Consider the following 16210-nt stretch of genomic DNA (forward strand, 5'->3'; position numbering starts at 1 on the left):
CTAGGTCGCCTTAGAGAATGCTTTTCGGTGCGTATGAATCGACATCAGAATACCAAAACCAGCCATCAAGGTTACCATTGATGTGCCGCCATAACTGATGAGTGGCAACGGTACACCTACTACAGGTAGGATGCCACTTACCATGCCAATATTTACAAAAATATACACGAAGAAGCTGAGTACAATACTGCCTGCCATCATTCGTCCAAATGCGGTTTGCGCTTGGCTGGCGAGATATAAACCTCGTCCAATAATAAATAGATAGATGGCTAAAAGGCAAAGGAAGCCAATCATACCCCATTCTTCAGCAATTACTGCAAAGATAAAGTCAGTGTGTCGTTCAGGAAGAAATTCTAGTTGTGACTGCGTACCTTGCAACCAACCTTTGCCGGAAATACCGCCGGAGCCAATCGCAATTTTACTCTGAATAATGTGGTAGCCCGCTCCTAGCGGATCAGACTCCGGGTTAAATAGAGTACGAACTCGCACTTTTTGATACTCTCGCATCAAGAAAAACCACAGAATTGGAATGAAACCACCTAATGCAATCGCAGCACCAGCAATTATTTTCCAGCTAATGCCTGCGAGGAAGATAACAAAAATACCGGAAGCCGCGATCAGGATTGAGGTACCTAAGTCAGGCTGTTTTGCAATGAGAATGGTTGGTAAGCAGACCATAATCAGTGCAACAATGAGTGTTCTTAGCGTTGGTGGGAGGGGCTGTCTACCAACATAGCGAGCCACCATTAATGGCACCGCGAGCTTCAATAGCTCTGACGGTTGAAAGCGCACAAAACCGAGGTTAAGCCAACGCTGCGCGCCTTTCGATGCTTCACCGAAAAACAGCACGCCGAAAAGCAGTATAACGCCACCAACGAACATCAAAGGTGCCAAGCTTTCGTAAGTTCGTGGAGAAAGCTGTGCAAGGACGAGCATCACAACGAGTGAAAGCACCATTCGCATGGCTTGGCGATCCATCATCAGTAAACTTTGGCCACTGGCGCTGTACATGATCACCAGGCCAAACCCCATCAGGGCCAGTATGCCAAGTAGGAGTGGTAAGTCGATATGGAAGCGTTCAAACAGGGCGCGATTTTTACCTGTAGAGGGATCCATCTTCATTACTGTTTTACCTCTTTCTTCGCATTGTTTTCAGGCTCAATTTCTTCTGGACCAAGAACGACTCGGTCAAAAATTTTCCTTACTACTGGGGCACCGTTACTAGAACCACCACCGGCATTTTCTAGTACTACAGTGACGACCACTTTAGGATCATCAAATGGTGCAAAGCCAGTAAATAACGCATGGTCACGTAAGTGCTCGGCGATCTCATCGGCGTTGTACTCTTCGTTTTCACCCAGACCGAAGACCTGTGCAGTACCTGATTTACCCGCTGTTTCATAATTCATTTTGTAGAATGAGCGGCGAGCTGTTCCGCGCGTGCCATGGTTTACCCGACGCATGCCTTCTTTCGCCATATCCCAGTACTTTTTAGGCACATTCTTGATTGGTGGGTAAGTCACGTATTCTGTCGTTTTTTGCTCTTCGAAGTCGTTACCATTTTCTATCGTCGCTTTGAGCAAGTGAGGTGCGATCACTTCTCCCTCGTTTACTAATACGGAGGTTGCTTTGGCGATTTGCATTGGTGTTGCTGTCCAATATCCTTGGCCGATACCCACAGGGATCGTATCACCTTTATACCATGGGGTTTTATGGCGAGACATTTTCCAGTCACGAGTCGGCATATTCGCCTTACTTTCTTCGTAGATATCAATGCCAGTGTAATCACCAAAACCGAACATCATCATCCAATTCGAAATACGGTCAATACCCATGTCATAAGCGATTTGATAGTAGAAGGTATCAACAGACTCTTCGATCGACTTAATGATATCGACGCGTCCGTGTCCCCAACGCAACCAGTCCCGGAACGGACGTGTGTTAGAGTTTGGTATGCGCCAATAACCAGGATCATTTCGTGTAGTGTTAGGTGTGACGACACCTTCTTGCAACGCGGCTACCGCCATAAATGGTTTGATGGTAGAGGCAGGAGGGTAAATGCCAAGTGTAGTGCGGTTGACCAAAGGACGGTTTTTATCGTTCAAAAGGGCGCGATAGTCTTTACCTGAGATTCCGTGCACGAACGAGTTAGGATCGTAGCTAGGGCTCGAAACCATAGCCAGTACGCCGTTGTCTCTAGGATCGATTACTACAGCACTGCCTCGGCGGCCGTCCAACAATTGGTGTACGTACAACTGCAAGTTGATATCAAGGTTTAAAACGATGTCTTTTCCGGGTACAGGTGGAACGTACTTTAACGTACGAATTACTCGGCCGCGGCTGTTTACCTCGACTTCTTGATATCCGGCCGTACCGTGTAAGAGGTCTTCGTAGTATTTTTCAATACCCAGCTTACCAATGTCGCGAGTGGCTTGATAGTTTGCGTCTTTTTCTTCTCGGATCAGGCGCTGCATGTCGCGATCATTGATTCGAGAAACATACCCAATCACGTGGGTTAAGACTTCGCTGAAAGGGTAGTAGCGCTTTAAGGTCGCACTTATTTCCACACCCGGAAAGCGGTATTGATTGACGGAGAATACCGCTACTTGTTTTTCGTTCAGTTGGGTAAGCAGTGGGACCGATTTAAATCGACGAGTCCGTTTACGCTCGTGGTGGAAACGTTCAATCTGGTCTGGTGTAATTTCCAGAATAGTTTGTAATTCTTGGATGGTTGCATCAATGTCTTTAATTTTTTCTGGGGTTAGTTCTAAGTTAAAGACGGGACGGTTCTCTGCCAGTAAAACGCCATTTCGGTCATAAATTAGACCTCGGTTAGGCGCGATAGGCACTACTTTGATGCGGTTATCGTTCGAGCGGGTTTGATAGTCTTGAAACTGGTTCACCTGAATGTTGTACATGTTGGCAACCAGAGCTCCCATCAAGACAACAATGCCGATAAAAGCAACAATAGCGCGGCTGGCAAACAGACGCGCTTCGGCTTGATAATCTCGGATTTGACTGCGGCGTTTACGAATCATTAACGCTTGGCTCTAAAGTTAAACAACGATTATTCGCGATGATAAGGGTGGTTAGCGGTGATGCTCCACGCTCGGTATAAGCTTTCTGCCATTACGATACGCACTAGAGGGTGGGGTAGCGTTAAGGCAGATAATGACCAGCTTTGGTCTGCTGCAGCTTTGCATGCAGGAGCGAGTCCTTCGGGACCGCCGATTAATATTGATACATCACGGCCATCTAATTTCCAAGCTTCTAACTGCTCAGCGAGTTGAGGAGTGTCCCATTTTTTACCAGGGATATCTAACGTGACGATACGGTTGCCTTTTGGTACCGCCGCGAGCATCGCTTCCCCTTCTTTTTGCAGGATGCGAGCGATATCGGCATTCTTACCACGCTTGCCAGCAGAGATTTCAATCAACTCCAACGGCATATCATGCGGGAAACGGCGACGATATTCTTGAAAGCCTTCCTCAACCCATTTTGGCATTTTTGTGCCAACAGCAATTAGTTGAATTTTCAAAAGATTAACCCCAGAGTTTTTCTAGCTGGTAGAGTTCGCGGTGCTCTTCTTGCATCACGTGAAGCATGGCGTCGCCCATATCTAGAACTACCCATTCACCTTCGTTTTCACCTTCCATTCCTAGTGGCTCAAGACCGGCTTTTTTCACCTCTGTTGCAACATGGTCAGCGATGGATGAAACGTGGCGTTTGGATGTACCAGTACAGATGATCATGTAATCTGTCACGCTTGATTTATCTTCCACATTTAGGACGATAATGTCTTCCGCTTTCATGTCGTCGGCTTTATCAGCTAAAAAGTCTTTCAGTTCTTCGCGAAGCACTCGGTTTTCCTCGGTTTGTCTCTTATCTCTACAGTGTTTTACATTCTTGCTTGCAAAACAGGTCGCGCACTATATCACGCTTTGATTTTTAAATTGCCAGCTTAATATCAGGAGAGCAGGTTTCTAAGCTCAACTGATGAATAGTTGGCCATACAGACTCGTCATACTGAGTTTTGGCTTTTATCTCGGCTTGAGCCAACAAGGAGAGCAATGCACAAATACGACTCGCTGATAAGCGGGCCAGTGCTGCGTTATAGAGTGGACGCTTGTTTTGCCAAACTCGATATTTCTCAAATACCTGGTTCATTCCCATTTGAGTTAAGTCTTGATGCATATTTAAAAGTTGGCTCAACTCTTTTTGTACACTTCGAATCAAGATCACGGTCTCAACCCCTTCCGCCTCAAGTTGGCGAAGAATACGTTGTGCACGGTTTGCTTTACCTGCCAGTAAGGCGTCGATCCAGTTAAAGGTAGTAAAGTGATTATGGCGACTTAGGGCTTCTTCTAAACGTATGATGGTCAGCTCACCATCCGGGTAGAGTAGGGCCAATTTCTCTAAGCTTTGTGTCAATGCAAATAGGTTACCTTCATGCCATTGAGCCAACATTTGCAGTGATTGCTGATCGGGTTTTAGTCCCAATGTGCGGCAACGTGTCTGAATGAACATAGGTAGGCGTTGAAGGTCTGGCGACAAACAGCTTACCCAATCGCCTTTTGAGCTTAATGCTTTGAACCATTTCGCATTTTCTTGGGCTTTGGTCAGTTTGCTACCAACAATGACGAGCATGATGTCATCATGAAGCATATCACACAGTGTTTGCAGCTCTTTGCTGACGGCGGTTGTCACGCCACTCTCTGGAATTTCAAGCTCAATCAATTGACGGTTTGAAAACAGGCTCATCGCTTGGAAACAGTCGTAAACTTGGTTCCAGTCGATGCTAGCATCCACCGCAAAACGGTGTTTTTCCTCAAAACCTTGCTGAAACGCTGCCTTTTGGATTGCTTGGCGGCTTTCTTGAATCAGTAACGGCTCATTACCAAAGATTAAGTAAACCTGTTTAACTTGTTTAGTTAAATGATCCGTTAGCTTATCGGCATAAATTCGCATAGTGACTAAGAGTTTTTGTTCGCTGGCTCAGAGATTTGTCCTGCTTCATATTCGGCACGAATACGGCCCAACTGGCGCATCATCTGTTTTGCAGCTTGCAAGCGCATCTCGTCTTCAATTACGTCACGCTCAACAGATTTTGCAAGTGCGGTCAACGGGTTGTCTAGGTAGTTGCGGTTTACTGTTGTCGTAAAGTTTTTAGAACCATAGCCAGGAATTGTCACACGGTATTTTACTACGTATGTCAGCTCTTTTTCTGCTGCACGGCTATTTTGATAAAGCGATAGTGTACGCTCATCGATTGTCGCTTCCGTCAAATGAAGGTTGGGTACCGTCGATGATGGTTGAACAAGTTCAACTTTGTTCAGTTCGAGTTGAGAGCGAACATAGCGAGTTAATTCACTGTATTCATCGTAGCTGGAGAAAGACATAGTGTGCAGCTCTTCCGGTACGGAATACTCGCCGCGAAGGTGAAAACCACAGGCAGAAAGAAGCCCCGCTAATACCAATACCACTGGTAGTTTAATCAAAGAGAAAAAGCGCATTGATTGTATTCATCCTAAATTGAAGGGGTTATTTACCTTAAACCACTCATGTGAATGGTTTGAGGTAAATAAACAGGGTAGAAAACTACCCTGTTTAATGACTCTTGGTTAACAAATAAGTTCGCTACACAGAGACAAATTGGCAGCTGCGATTAGTTTGCAACGATGTTCAGCAGTTTACCTGGAACGTAAATAACTTTACGAATAGTCAGGCCATCAGTGAACTTAACCACGTTTTCGTCGTTTAGACCAAGCTGTTCGATATCGTCTTTAGAGATATCAGCTGGGACTGTTAGCTTCGCACGTAGCTTACCGTTAACTTGAACAACGATAGTTTTTTCGTCTTCAACTAGCGCTTTTTCGTCAAACGTCGGCCATGCCGCGTTATCAATGTCTGTTTCACCTAGTGCTGCCCATAGCTCGTATGAGATATGCGGAGTGATAGGGTAAAGCATGACAACAATAGCTTTCAGTGCTTCGTCAAGGATTGCACGATCTTGCGCAGATTCTTGAGGCGCTTTCGCTAGTTTGTTCATCAGCTCCATGATCGCAGCGATCGCGGTGTTGAATGTTTGACGACGAGCGATATCGTCCGTCACTTTCGCGATAGTCTTGTGAACGTCGCGGCGAAGTGCTTTTTGATCACCAGAAAGCGCTGAGGTATCTACTGCTTCTGCTGCGCCTTTCGCTGTGTGCTCTTTAACTAGCTTCCAAACACGTTTTAGGAAGCGGTTCGCACCTTCTACGCCAGACTCTTGCCATTCAAGTGTCATGTCCGCTGGAGACGCGAACATCATGAATAGGCGTACTGTGTCAGCGCCGTACTTGTCTACCATTTCTTGAGGGTCGATACCGTTGTTCTTAGACTTAGACATCTTGATCATGCCTGAGTGCGTTACATCACGACCTTCAGTGTCTTTAGCAGAAGTAATGCGGCCTTTACCATCACGTTCAACGGCTACGTCTGTTGGAGCTACCCACTCTTTACCACCTTTCTCGTTCTCGAAGTAGAACGCATCAGCCAGTACCATGCCTTGACACAGTAGTTGCTTGAACGGTTCGTCAGAAGTTACGTAACCCGCATCGCGCAGTAGTTTGTGGAAGAAGCGTGAGTACAGTAGGTGCATACAAGCGTGCTCGATACCACCGATGTATTGATCTACTGGTAGCCAGTAGTTTGCTTTTTCTGGGTCTAGGATGTCGTCCGCTTGTGGTGAACAGTAACGCGCGTAGTACCAAGAAGATTCCATGAACGTATCGAACGTATCTGTCTCACGTAGAGCAGGTTCGCCGTTAAAGGTTGTCTTCGCCCACTCTTTGTCTGCTTTGATTGGGCTAGTGACGCCGTCCATTACCACGTCTTCTGGAAGAATCACTGGTAGTTGGTCAGCAGGTACTGGGTGAACTTCACCGTCTTCAGTCGTTACCATTGGGATTGGTGCGCCCCAGTAACGTTGACGAGATACACCCCAGTCGCGTAGACGGAAGTTTACAGTCTTAGTGCCTTTGCCCTCTGCTTCTAGCTTCGCTGCGATTGCGTCGAATGCCGCTTGGAATTCTAGGCCATCGAATTCACCTGAATCGAACAGTACACCTTTCTCAGTGTATGCTGCTTCAGAGATGTCTAGCTCGCTGCCATCAGCAGGCTTGATAACTGGCACGATGTCTAGACCGTACTTCGTTGCGAACTCGTAGTCACGTTGGTCGTGCGCAGGTACAGCCATTACCGCGCCTGTACCGTAGTCCATCAGTACGAAGTTTGCTACGTATACTGGTACTTCGCGGCCGTTCAATGGATGAATAGCAGTAAGGCCAGTCGCCATACCTTTCTTCTCCATTGTCGCTAGCTCAGCTTCTGCAACCTTGTTGTTCTTACATTCGTCGATAAACGCTGCAAGCTCTGGATTGTTCTCTGCTGCAAGAGCTGCAAGAGGGTGACCAGCTGCGATACCCACGTAAGTCACACCCATTAGCGTATCTGGACGTGTTGTGTAAACTTCTAGGTCTTGTTGCCCCTTAACTTCAAACTTCAGTTCAACACCTTCAGAACGACCAATCCAGTTGCGCTGCATGGTTTTTACCATTTCAGGCCAACCTTCAAGCTTATCTAGGTCGTCTAGTAGCTCTTGAGCGTATTCAGTGATTTTGATGAACCATTGAGGGATTTCTTTTTGCTCTACAGGCGTATCACAACGCCAGCAACAACCGTCTTCAACCTGCTCGTTTGCAAGAACAGTTTGGTCGTTAGGACACCAGTTAACAGAAGAAGTCTTTTTGTAAACTAAACCTTTCTCGTAAAGTTTAGTGAAGAACTCTTGTTCCCAGCGGTAGTACTCCGGTGTACATGTTGCGAATTCACGGTTCCAATCGTAACCAAAGCCTAGAAGCTTAAGTTGGTTCTTCATGTATTCGATGTTTTCGTAAGTCCAAGGTGCTGGCGCAGTTTTGTTTTTTACTGCTGCGTTTTCTGCAGGTAGACCGAATGCGTCCCAACCGATTGGTTGCATCACGTTTTTGCCTTGTAGGCGTTGGAAACGAGATACTACATCACCGATAGTGTAGTTGCGCACGTGACCCATGTGCAGTCGACCACTTGGGTATGGGAACATGGACAGACAGTAGAATTTTTCTTTATTTGGGTCTTCACTTACAACAAAGGTTTTGTTGTCATCCCAGTGCTTTTGAACTTTTTGTTCAATATCTTGTGGGTTGTATTGTTCTTGCATCGATGGTATCCGTTATCTTGGAATTTGTGAGTTCGGTTAGAACAGACTTAAATAGATCGTCATAGAATACCTAAAGCTAGGGATCACAACAATAGCCAATCTGTACCCATGCGCCCTTAAGTGACGCAGGTAGGAGAAAGATGGAGGTCAGTTATGCCTAAACGTAAAACAGGTTATGAGGAAATGCTCGAGGATGTGATTGAAACCTTGAAGCACAGTCCGGAAGAAGTTAACAAAGCGATTGAGACGTCGGGCAAAGTGGTGGATGCTGCTAATGACTTGACCAAAGATGAATTGGCTTTAATCAAAGCGTACCTTAAAGCAGACTTAAAAGAGTTTTCAGAGAGTTACGAGGATAGCAAAAGCGGCCCGTTTTACTTAACGATTGCGGACTCGATATGGCAAGGGCTGTTAGAGATTACTGACCGAACTAAAGTTGAGTGGGTTGAGTTGTTCGATGACTTAGAGCATCAAGGGCTATATGAAGCAGGAGAGGTGATAGGCTTAGGCACTTTAGTCTGTGATGAATGTGGTCACAAGACAACGTATAACCACCCAACTGTAATCATTCCGTGTATTAAATGTGGTCACAAAGGCTTTACTCGTCAGTCATTAAAGCCATAAATGGCGCGTAACGACAGTATAATGCTATGAATAAAAAAGAGGCTTAGTCGCCTCTTTTTTGTCTTTTCTACTTTCAAGCTGTTATCAGCTCTGTTTTCTTCTTAAGCCGAGCGCCAGCGCTAAACTTAACCCAACCCAAATATACAATGGCCAAGTACCAACGATTCGATATGGCGTTTGTCCATTGGTTGGGGTGAGCTCTGCGCGCAGTACTGCAGTTTCAAACTGCGGTACTTGCTCAACGATTTTACCTTTGTGATCGGTTACCGCTGTTAATCCGTTGTTAGTCGAGCGGATGAGCGGTTTACCTAACTCTAAGGCACGCATACGGGCGATCTCCATATGCTGAAGAGGACCGATAGAGTGACCAAACCATGCATCATTTGAAAGCGTTAGAATGAAGTCTGTTTCGTCAGTCACATTTTGACGCACTTGCTCATTAAAGATGATCTCATAGCAAAGCGCTGGTGCCATGTGCATGCCATTCGCAACGATGTTTGGCTGCACAAAAGCCCCACGGCTAAACGACGACATCGGTAGGTTAAAGAATGGCGCTAATGGGCGCAAAATATCTTCAAATGGTACAAACTCACCAAACGGTAGTAGGTGATGCTTATGGTAACGTTCGCTTAAATCGAAGCTGTAGTCACCGTATGGTGTGATGCCGAGGGACAGAATACTGTTGTAGAACTGTCGATCTTCAGCTTGGTTGACGACACCGGTGATGATTGCGCTGTTATTCATTTTTGCAGCGCTGTCGATATTGCTCAAAAATGAAGGCACTTCAATTTCAAAAGCGGGAATTGCTGCTTCTGGCCAAACGATAATGTCAGCATCCCAGTTTTCACGAGTTAAGTCAGCGTACTTCATGATGGTTGGCCAGCGTTGACTTGGTAGCCACTTTAGGTTTTGGTCTACGTTACCTTGAATCAGCGCGAGCTTAGTCGTGTCTTCTGGTCGGGGTGTTACCCAATCGTAGTTGCGAATCCCAAAGCCAGTACTGAGTAGCACCGCAGGGATAATCACCATCAGCCACTGCTTATGAATCCATGCATAGGCTAACGCCCCTGCGCTGATAAGGATAAATAGAGTAAGCAGTTCTACGCCGCCAACTGGTGCAAAGCTTGCGAGTGGAGCATCTATCTGGCTATAGCCTAGCCATAACCAAGGGAAGCCAGTCATCACCCAACCACGTAACCAATCACTGATCAGCCATAAAGCAGGTGCAGCGAGAAGTGCTTTTGTGAGCGTAAATTGAGGAAACAGCTTGTTGTTGAGCCAAGCAAATAAGCCTGAATAAACAGCCAAGTAGGCAACAAGCAAGCCCATTAAAAATAAATTGGCAATGAGCGGCATACCGCCAAAACCGGAGATACTGACGTAAACCCAGCTAACGCCAGTTGCAAATTGACCTAACCCCCAAGCATAACCAATCCATAGTGCGCGTTTCGGAGTTTGGTTGGCAAGAAGAATCAGTAGAATTGCTGGGCTAAGAATGGCAATAGGCCACAGCTTGTAAGGAGCGAAAGCGAGTGTAGTAGAGGCGCCAACAAAAGCGGCCACTAAGGGCCGCTTAAGGCGATGAAAGAGTTCATTCATCATTGTAATTTCTGAGATTCCCAATGGGTATCGCGTTACTCTTGAGTGGCTTCAACCAGGGTTTCTTCGTCTGGGATCGTCACTTGGAGTTGAATGACACGACGGTTATCGGCAGCGGTGACTTTGAAGTTGTAACCTTCAATTTCAACCAGTTCACCACGAGAAGGTAAGTGACCAAAGGCAGTCATGACCATACCACCAACGGTATCAACTTCCTCATCGCTGAAGTTGGTTCCGAATGTCTCATTAAACTCTTCGATGGTTGTCAGCGCTCTGACAGCAAACGTATGCTTGCTCAGCTTACGAATGTCCGTCTCTTCACTTTCATCGAATTCATCTTCAATATCCCCGACGATTTCCTCAAGGATATCTTCAATGGTCACAAGACCAGAAACACCACCGAATTCATCGACAACAATGGCCATATGATAACGTTCTTCACGGAATTCTTTCAGCAGTCGATCAACGCGTTTACTTTCCGGTACCACAACCGCTGGTCGAATGACTTCTTCGATATCAAATGGATTACTGCCTGAGCCTAAGTATTTAAGTAAGTCCTTCGCTAGAAGTATGCCTTCCACATGGTCTTTATCTTCGCTGATCACAGGGTAGCGAGAGTGTTGAGCATCGGTAATCAAAGCAACCAAGGTATCAAGGTCGTGAGTACGCTCAACTGTAACCATTTGCGAACGCGGGATCATAATGTCACGCACACGCATTTCGGAGATTTCCATAACACCTTCAAGCATATCGCGAGTGTCATGGTCAATCAGGTCGTTAACTTCAGAGTCGCGGATAACATCCACAAGCTCTTGGCGATCTTTTGGTTCGCCCTGAAATAGTTGACCTAGACGTTCAAAGAAGGACTTTCTACTCGGACCTTCTGCCTTTTCTTTCTTATCTTCGTTAGAAGAGGGAGAATTATCTTCGTTCATTGTTTCTCAATTAAGTAACGCTATCAGAAGTGTGATAGCACACATAGAGAGGCGAACACGAGAGTCATTTAGGTGGTTCGCCTTTCCCTGTCGAGTGGCCAATAGCTACTCTTTTTCAGCAATGTAAGGATCTTCATAACCCATACCTTGCATGATTTCGGTTTCGAGGGACTCCATCTCTTCGGCTTCGTCATCCTCTATATGATCATAACCTAGCAGATGCAAGCTGCCATGTACAACCATATGCGCCCAATGTGCTAGCAGAGGCTTGCTCTGTTCAACCGCCTCTTTTTCAACAACTTGGCGGCAAATAATCAAATCACCAAGTAAATCTATTTCCATACCAGGAGGTGCTTCAAATGGAAACGACAACACATTAGTTGGTTTATCTTTGCCGCGATACTCATGGTTGAGCGTATGACTTTCTTGTTCATCAACAATACGAATGGTGACTTCGGCTTGTGGCTGGAAGAGAGGAATTGTCTTATCTAGCCACAATTGGAAATCTTGCTGCGAAGGCAGACCTTCTTCATTTTCGACTGCCAGTTGCAGATCAAGTTCAATCGCCATGATTATTCCTTAGTTGAAGCAACTTGTGCATTCAGTTCGGCTTTTGCTGCTTCTAGTAACTTCGCATCGCGTTCTTCACGACGGCGTTTCTCGAACTCTTTACGCTCTTTCTGGTCTTGTGCTTCCCACTTCTCGTACGCGTTAACGATACGAGCAACCACAGGGTGACGTACAACGTCGTCGGCTAAGAAGAAGTTAAAGCTGATGTCGTCGACTTCGCTTAGTACTTCAATAGCATGACGAAGACCCGATTTCGCACCACGAGGTAAGTCAATCTGCGTGACATCACCAGTGATAACCGCGCGAGAGTTAAAACCAATACGTGTTAGGAACATCTTCATCTGCTCAACAGTGGTGTTCTGACTCTCATCAAGAATGATGAAGGCGTCGTTTAGAGTACGACCACGCATGTAAGCAAGAGGGGCGACCTCAATCACGTTACGTTCAATCAGCTTCTCTACGCGCTCAAAGCCCAGCATTTCAAATAGGGCGTCGTATAGCGGACGTAGGTATGGGTCGACTTTCTGGCTTAAATCACCAGGCAGGAAGCCCAATTTCTCACCAGCTTCAACCGCTGGACGAGTAAGTAGAATACGACGGATCTCTTGGCGCTCTAGTGCGTCAACAGCTGCTGCTACAGCAAGGTAGGTTTTACCTGTACCAGCCGGGCCAATACCAAAAGAAATATCATGCGTGACCATGTTAACCAAGTACTGCGCTTGGTTTGGCGTACGTGGTTTGATCACACCTTTCTTGGTTTTGACGAAGACTTCTTTACCATGCTCGATGTTAGACTCAGTATTCTGCTCAAGAACACCAGACTCTTTGATCGCTAGATGGATTTGCTCAGGCTCAATATCTGGGATCTCACCTCGTACAGGTGCGGTATCAACATATAGAGTTTTCAGGATATCCAGCGCAGCTGATGCGGTATGAGGTTTACCGACAATCGTAAAGTGGTCACTACGGTGGTTAATTTCAACGCCTAGACGACGTTCTAAATGCTTGATGTTGTCATCGAATGGGCCGCACAGGCTAGCTAGTCGGCGGTTGTCTGAAGGTTCTAGGTTAATTTCTAGAGTTACGATTTTATTGCTCAATGTTGCCTCTCATTTTTTGCCACTTAGTGAGAGCCTGATAACGACCAGGCTCTCTATGGCTATTTATACGAGCTTACGGCGTAAAAGTAGCTACACCCAGCTCATCTTCGCGACGTGTTTTCGCCATCATCTGCGTTGGGGAAATCACACTACGAAGATCCATGTCTTTTTCAGTACGTACTAGCTCACCACGCAGTGAGTTTGCAAATACGTCTACGATCTTCACATCAACGAACTGACCAATTAGGTCTGCACTACCTTCAAAGTTTACTACACGGTTGTTTTCTGTACGAGCGCGTAGTTCCATTAGGTTTTTCTTCGAAGGACCTTCAACTAGAACACGTTGTTCTGTGCCAAGCATTAAGCGAGAGTAACGCATCGCTTGAGCATTGATAGTTTGCTGTAGTTCGTAAAGGCGCTCTTTCTTCACTTGTTCTGACACATCACAAGGGTAATCCGCTGCTGGCGTACCTGGACGTGGAGAGAAAATAAAGCTGAAGCTCATGTCAAAGTCTACATCTTTGATTAGCTTCATGGTGTCTTGGAAGTCTTTGTCTGTCTCACCAGGGAAACCAACAATAAAGTCTGAACTGATTTGGATATCAGGACGAGCTTTACGCAGTTTACGGATGATCGATTTGTATTCGATAGCGGTGTGAGGGCGTTTCATCATCGTTAGGATACGGTCACTACCACTTTGCACAGGTAAGTGCAGGAAGCTCACAAGTTCTGGCGTATCTTCGTATACTGCGATGATGTCGTCTGTGAATTCTAACGGGTGGCTCGTCGTGAAACGGATACGGTCGATACCATCGATAGACGCAACCAAACGAAGCAGTTCTGCAAATGAACAGATCTCACCATCGTGCATAGGACCACGGTACGCGTTTACGTTTTGACCCAGAAGGTTTACTTCACGTACGCCTTGTTCAGCAAGTTGGGCGATTTCGAACAGTACGTCATCCATTGGACGGCTTACTTCTTCACCACGAGTGTACGGTACGACACAGTAAGTACAGTACTTAGAGCAGCCTTCCATAATAGAAACGAATGCTGTCGCACCTTCAGCGCGAGGTTCAGGTAGGCGGTCGAATTTTTCGATCTCTGGGAACGAAATGTCCATAACTGGTGCATCATCGGACTGAGATTGTTTGATCATCTCAGGTAGGCGGTGCAAAGTTTGTGGGCCAAAAATAACGTCAACGTATGGTGCACGTTCACGAATATGGTCACCTTCTTGCGTTGCTACACAACCACCTACACCGATAACTACGCCAGGTTTTTTATCTTTTAGTGTTTTCCAGCGGCCTAGCTGGTGGAAAACTTTCTCTTGCGCTTTTTCACGGATCGAACAGGTGTTAAGTAGAAGTACGTCTGCTTCCTCTGGCTCTTCCGTCAGCTCGTAGCCGTTTGCAGCATTAAGCAGGTCGGCCATTTTTGATGAATCGTATTCGTTCATCTGGCAGCCCCAGGTTTTAATTAGCAGTTTCTTACTCATCTCACTTTCGCTCGTTCAGTTGTACTTAAATCGGAGAGCTATTGCTCAAATTATAGCCGCCATCACGGCGGTAAGCGGCGTATTGTACTGCTTTAAAAAGCACCTGACTAGTGATCTAGCTAATTCTCTGCAAAGCCTGATGAAATCTAGTTTTTCGCCCTATGCAGAACAAGGTTTTTTGTTAAACAATTTTGTAAAAATAGCCATGGAAAGTACAATAAAAAACGCCAATTAATCAGCACGATGAAGAGTGAAAAATGAACAAGTATGACATCGCCGTGATCGGTGGCGGTATGGTTGGGGCAGCCGTCGCTGTTGGATTTGCCAAGCAGGGCAGAAGCGTTGTCTTGGTTGAAGGTACAAAACCTAAAGTTTTTGATGCCGCTCAGGCGATGGATATTCGTGTATCTGCAATCTCGCACCAGTCGGTGGAGTTACTTGATTCACTCGGAGCATGGTCAGAGATCAAGAGCATGCGAGTTTGTCCTTATCGGCGGTTAGAAACTTGGGAGCACCCAGAGTGCCGTACTCGTTTTCACTCTGATGAATTGTCATTGGATCAGCTAGGTTACATCGTTGAAAATCGCCTAATCCAATTAGGTCTTTGGCAAGTCTTCTCTCAGTATGAAAATCTAACCGTGATGTGCCCTGAGCGATTAAAAGCCATTGAGTTTGCAGATGTAAATCTTGTGACACTAGAAAGTGGGGCGCAGTTTGAAGCTAACTGGGTGATTGGTGCTGATGGTGCAAACTCTAAAGTTCGTCAATTGGCTGGAATTGGTGTAACTGCGTGGGATTACCGACAACACTGCATGTTGATTAATGTGAAAACAGAATTGCCACAGCAAGATATCACTTGGCAACAATTTACTCCTTCAGGCCCGCGTTCATTTTTACCTTTGTGCTCTTTGACTAATGAAGACGGTCAAGAAGTAGGCCAAGGTTCGTTGGTTTGGTATGACTCGCCAAAACGCATTAAACAACTGTGTGCGATGGGTAAGCCTCAACTAAGGGAAGAAACCTTACGTCATTTCCCTGCTGAATTGGGCGATATTGAAGTTTTACAGTTTGGCTCATTCCCACTCACTCGTCGTCATGCGCAAAGCTACTCAAGCAAAAATTGCGTGTTAGTGGGTGACTCTGCCCATACGATCAACCCGCTTGCAGGGCAAGGGGTAAACTTAGGCTTCAAAGATGTAGACGTTCTCCTTTCGGTAACAGAACAACAAGAAAAGCTGGAAGATACCTTACTCGCGAAATACGAACGCGCACGTCGACCTGACAACTTACTCATGCAGACGGGCATGGACTTTTTCTATAAAGGTTTTAGCAACGATCTTGGGCCATTGAAGTTCGTACGTAATGCTGCATTGAAGCTTGCTGAAAACTCAGGGCCAATTAAGGCTCAAGTACTGAAATACGCGTTAGGTATGTAGTAAGCTACTCAAATCACAGATAGAAAAAAAGCGAGCCATGAGCTCGCTTTTTTAATTCGGCAAATCTAATGATTTCCCGAGTCCAGAACCAAAAAAAAGAAAAAACCCAGCAAAGTCATGCTGGGTTTTCCGATAATGGTGCGGAAGGAGAGACTTGAACTCTCACACCTTGCGGCGCCAGAACCTAAATCTGGTGCGTCTACCAATTC

14 protein-coding genes are annotated in these 16210 nt (G+C 46.0%); 2 read left to right on the forward strand and 12 right to left on the reverse strand.

The genetic code is table 11. The features are described 5' to 3' along the window. The 7 genes from rodA to leuS form a co-directional block, all read right to left on the reverse strand. A complete protein-coding gene (gene rodA / locus R7P35_RS16265) occupies window positions 1–1122 on the reverse strand; it encodes a rod shape-determining protein RodA (protein ID WP_005384128.1) in 1122 nt (373 codons plus the stop codon). Then, window positions 1122–3038, reverse strand: coding sequence for a penicillin-binding protein 2 (gene mrdA / locus R7P35_RS16270; RefSeq protein ID WP_042521231.1), 1917 nt, complete (start codon window positions 3036–3038; stop codon window positions 1122–1124). The genes rodA and mrdA overlap by 1 nt, the downstream gene beginning before the upstream one ends. Before the next feature lie 29 nt (window positions 3039–3067). Next, the gene (rlmH, locus tag R7P35_RS16275; RefSeq protein WP_017821762.1) at window positions 3068–3538 is read right to left on the reverse strand and encodes a 23S rRNA (pseudouridine(1915)-N(3))-methyltransferase RlmH; all 471 of its coding nucleotides are present in this window, start codon (window positions 3536–3538) and stop codon (window positions 3068–3070) included. Window positions 3539–3542: 4 nt separating this feature from the next. Then, window positions 3543–3860: a ribosome silencing factor gene (gene rsfS / locus R7P35_RS16280; protein WP_005373015.1), complete on the reverse strand. Its 318-nt coding sequence runs from the start codon at window positions 3858–3860 to the stop codon at window positions 3543–3545. An 88-nt stretch (window positions 3861–3948) separates the two neighbouring features. Next, entirely contained in the window at window positions 3949–4968 is a 1020-nt protein-coding gene (holA, locus tag R7P35_RS16285) for a DNA polymerase III subunit delta (RefSeq protein WP_042521234.1), read from the reverse strand. A 5-nt stretch (window positions 4969–4973) separates the two neighbouring features. After that, window positions 4974–5513: an LPS assembly lipoprotein LptE gene (lptE, locus tag R7P35_RS16290; RefSeq protein ID WP_005384122.1), complete on the reverse strand. Its 540-nt coding sequence runs from the start codon at window positions 5511–5513 to the stop codon at window positions 4974–4976. A 152-nt stretch (window positions 5514–5665) separates the two neighbouring features. After that, on the reverse strand, window positions 5666–8239 hold the full coding sequence (gene leuS / locus R7P35_RS16295; protein WP_005384121.1) for a leucine--tRNA ligase: 2574 nt from the start codon (window positions 8237–8239) through the stop codon (window positions 5666–5668). 153 nt (window positions 8240–8392) lie between these two features. Between leuS and R7P35_RS16300 the strand changes: the two genes are divergently transcribed. Next, a complete protein-coding gene (locus tag R7P35_RS16300) occupies window positions 8393–8863 on the forward strand; it encodes a zinc ribbon-containing protein (RefSeq protein WP_005373024.1) in 471 nt (156 codons plus the stop codon). A gap of 84 nt (window positions 8864–8947) precedes the next feature. On the opposite strand, the gene lnt is transcribed toward R7P35_RS16300, so the two are convergent. The 5 genes from lnt to miaB all read right to left on the reverse strand — a co-directional run bounded on the left by lnt (window position 8948) and on the right by miaB (window position 14565). Next, a complete protein-coding gene (gene lnt, locus R7P35_RS16305; RefSeq protein WP_042521236.1) occupies window positions 8948–10465 on the reverse strand; it encodes an apolipoprotein N-acyltransferase in 1518 nt (505 codons plus the stop codon). A gap of 32 nt (window positions 10466–10497) precedes the next feature. Next, complete coding sequence (corC, locus tag R7P35_RS16310) at window positions 10498–11397, reverse strand: CNNM family magnesium/cobalt transport protein CorC (protein WP_005384118.1); 900 nt, start codon at window positions 11395–11397, stop codon at window positions 10498–10500. Between the two features lie 105 nt (window positions 11398–11502). After that, window positions 11503–11967, reverse strand: a complete 465-nt coding sequence (gene ybeY / locus R7P35_RS16315; RefSeq protein ID WP_005373030.1) for an rRNA maturation RNase YbeY — start codon at window positions 11965–11967, stop codon at window positions 11503–11505. Window positions 11968–11969: 2 nt separating this feature from the next. Then, window positions 11970–13067 carry a PhoH family protein gene (locus R7P35_RS16320; protein WP_005373033.1) on the reverse strand — a complete coding sequence of 366 codons (1098 nt, stop codon included), beginning with the start codon at window positions 13065–13067 and terminating at the stop codon, window positions 11970–11972. A 73-nt stretch (window positions 13068–13140) separates the two neighbouring features. Continuing rightward, complete coding sequence (miaB, locus tag R7P35_RS16325) at window positions 13141–14565, reverse strand: tRNA (N6-isopentenyl adenosine(37)-C2)-methylthiotransferase MiaB (protein WP_005373038.1); 1425 nt, start codon at window positions 14563–14565, stop codon at window positions 13141–13143. A 257-nt stretch (window positions 14566–14822) separates the two neighbouring features. Here miaB and R7P35_RS16330 point away from each other — a divergent pair, with 257 nt between their 5' ends. After that, window positions 14823–16001, forward strand: a complete 1179-nt coding sequence (locus R7P35_RS16330; protein ID WP_042521239.1) for a 2-octaprenyl-3-methyl-6-methoxy-1,4-benzoquinol hydroxylase — start codon at window positions 14823–14825, stop codon at window positions 15999–16001. Window positions 16002–16210: the final 209 nt, after the last annotated feature.

It is taken from the genome of Vibrio sp. Vb0304, assembly GCF_033338995.1.
Classification (GTDB): domain Bacteria; phylum Pseudomonadota; class Gammaproteobacteria; order Enterobacterales; family Vibrionaceae; genus Vibrio; species Vibrio alginolyticus.

What these genes read in the sequence shown, in the direction of transcription:
- rodA (WP_005384128.1), bottom strand. Translation starts at nt 1,122, where the DNA reads ATGAAGATGGATCCCTCTACAGGTAAAAATCGCGCCCTGTTTGAACGC.
- mrdA (WP_042521231.1), bottom strand. Translation starts at nt 3,038, where the DNA reads ATGATTCGTAAACGCCGCAGTCAAATCCGAGATTATCAAGCCGAAGCG.
- holA (WP_042521234.1), bottom strand. Translation starts at nt 4,968, where the DNA reads ATGCGAATTTATGCCGATAAGCTAACGGATCATTTAACTAAACAAGTT.
- lptE (WP_005384122.1), bottom strand. Translation starts at nt 5,513, where the DNA reads ATGCGCTTTTTCTCTTTGATTAAACTACCAGTGGTATTGGTATTAGCG.
- leuS (WP_005384121.1), bottom strand. Translation starts at nt 8,239, where the DNA reads ATGCAAGAACAATACAACCCACAAGATATTGAACAAAAAGTTCAAAAG.
- R7P35_RS16300 (WP_005373024.1), top strand. Translation starts at nt 8,393, where the DNA reads ATGCCTAAACGTAAAACAGGTTATGAGGAAATGCTCGAGGATGTGATT.
- lnt (WP_042521236.1), bottom strand. Translation starts at nt 10,465, where the DNA reads ATGATGAATGAACTCTTTCATCGCCTTAAGCGGCCCTTAGTGGCCGCT.
- corC (WP_005384118.1), bottom strand. Translation starts at nt 11,397, where the DNA reads ATGAACGAAGATAATTCTCCCTCTTCTAACGAAGATAAGAAAGAAAAG.
- ybeY (WP_005373030.1), bottom strand. Translation starts at nt 11,967, where the DNA reads ATGGCGATTGAACTTGATCTGCAACTGGCAGTCGAAAATGAAGAAGGT.
- miaB (WP_005373038.1), bottom strand. Translation starts at nt 14,565, where the DNA reads ATGAGTAAGAAACTGCTAATTAAAACCTGGGGCTGCCAGATGAACGAA.
- R7P35_RS16330 (WP_042521239.1), top strand. Translation starts at nt 14,823, where the DNA reads ATGAACAAGTATGACATCGCCGTGATCGGTGGCGGTATGGTTGGGGCA.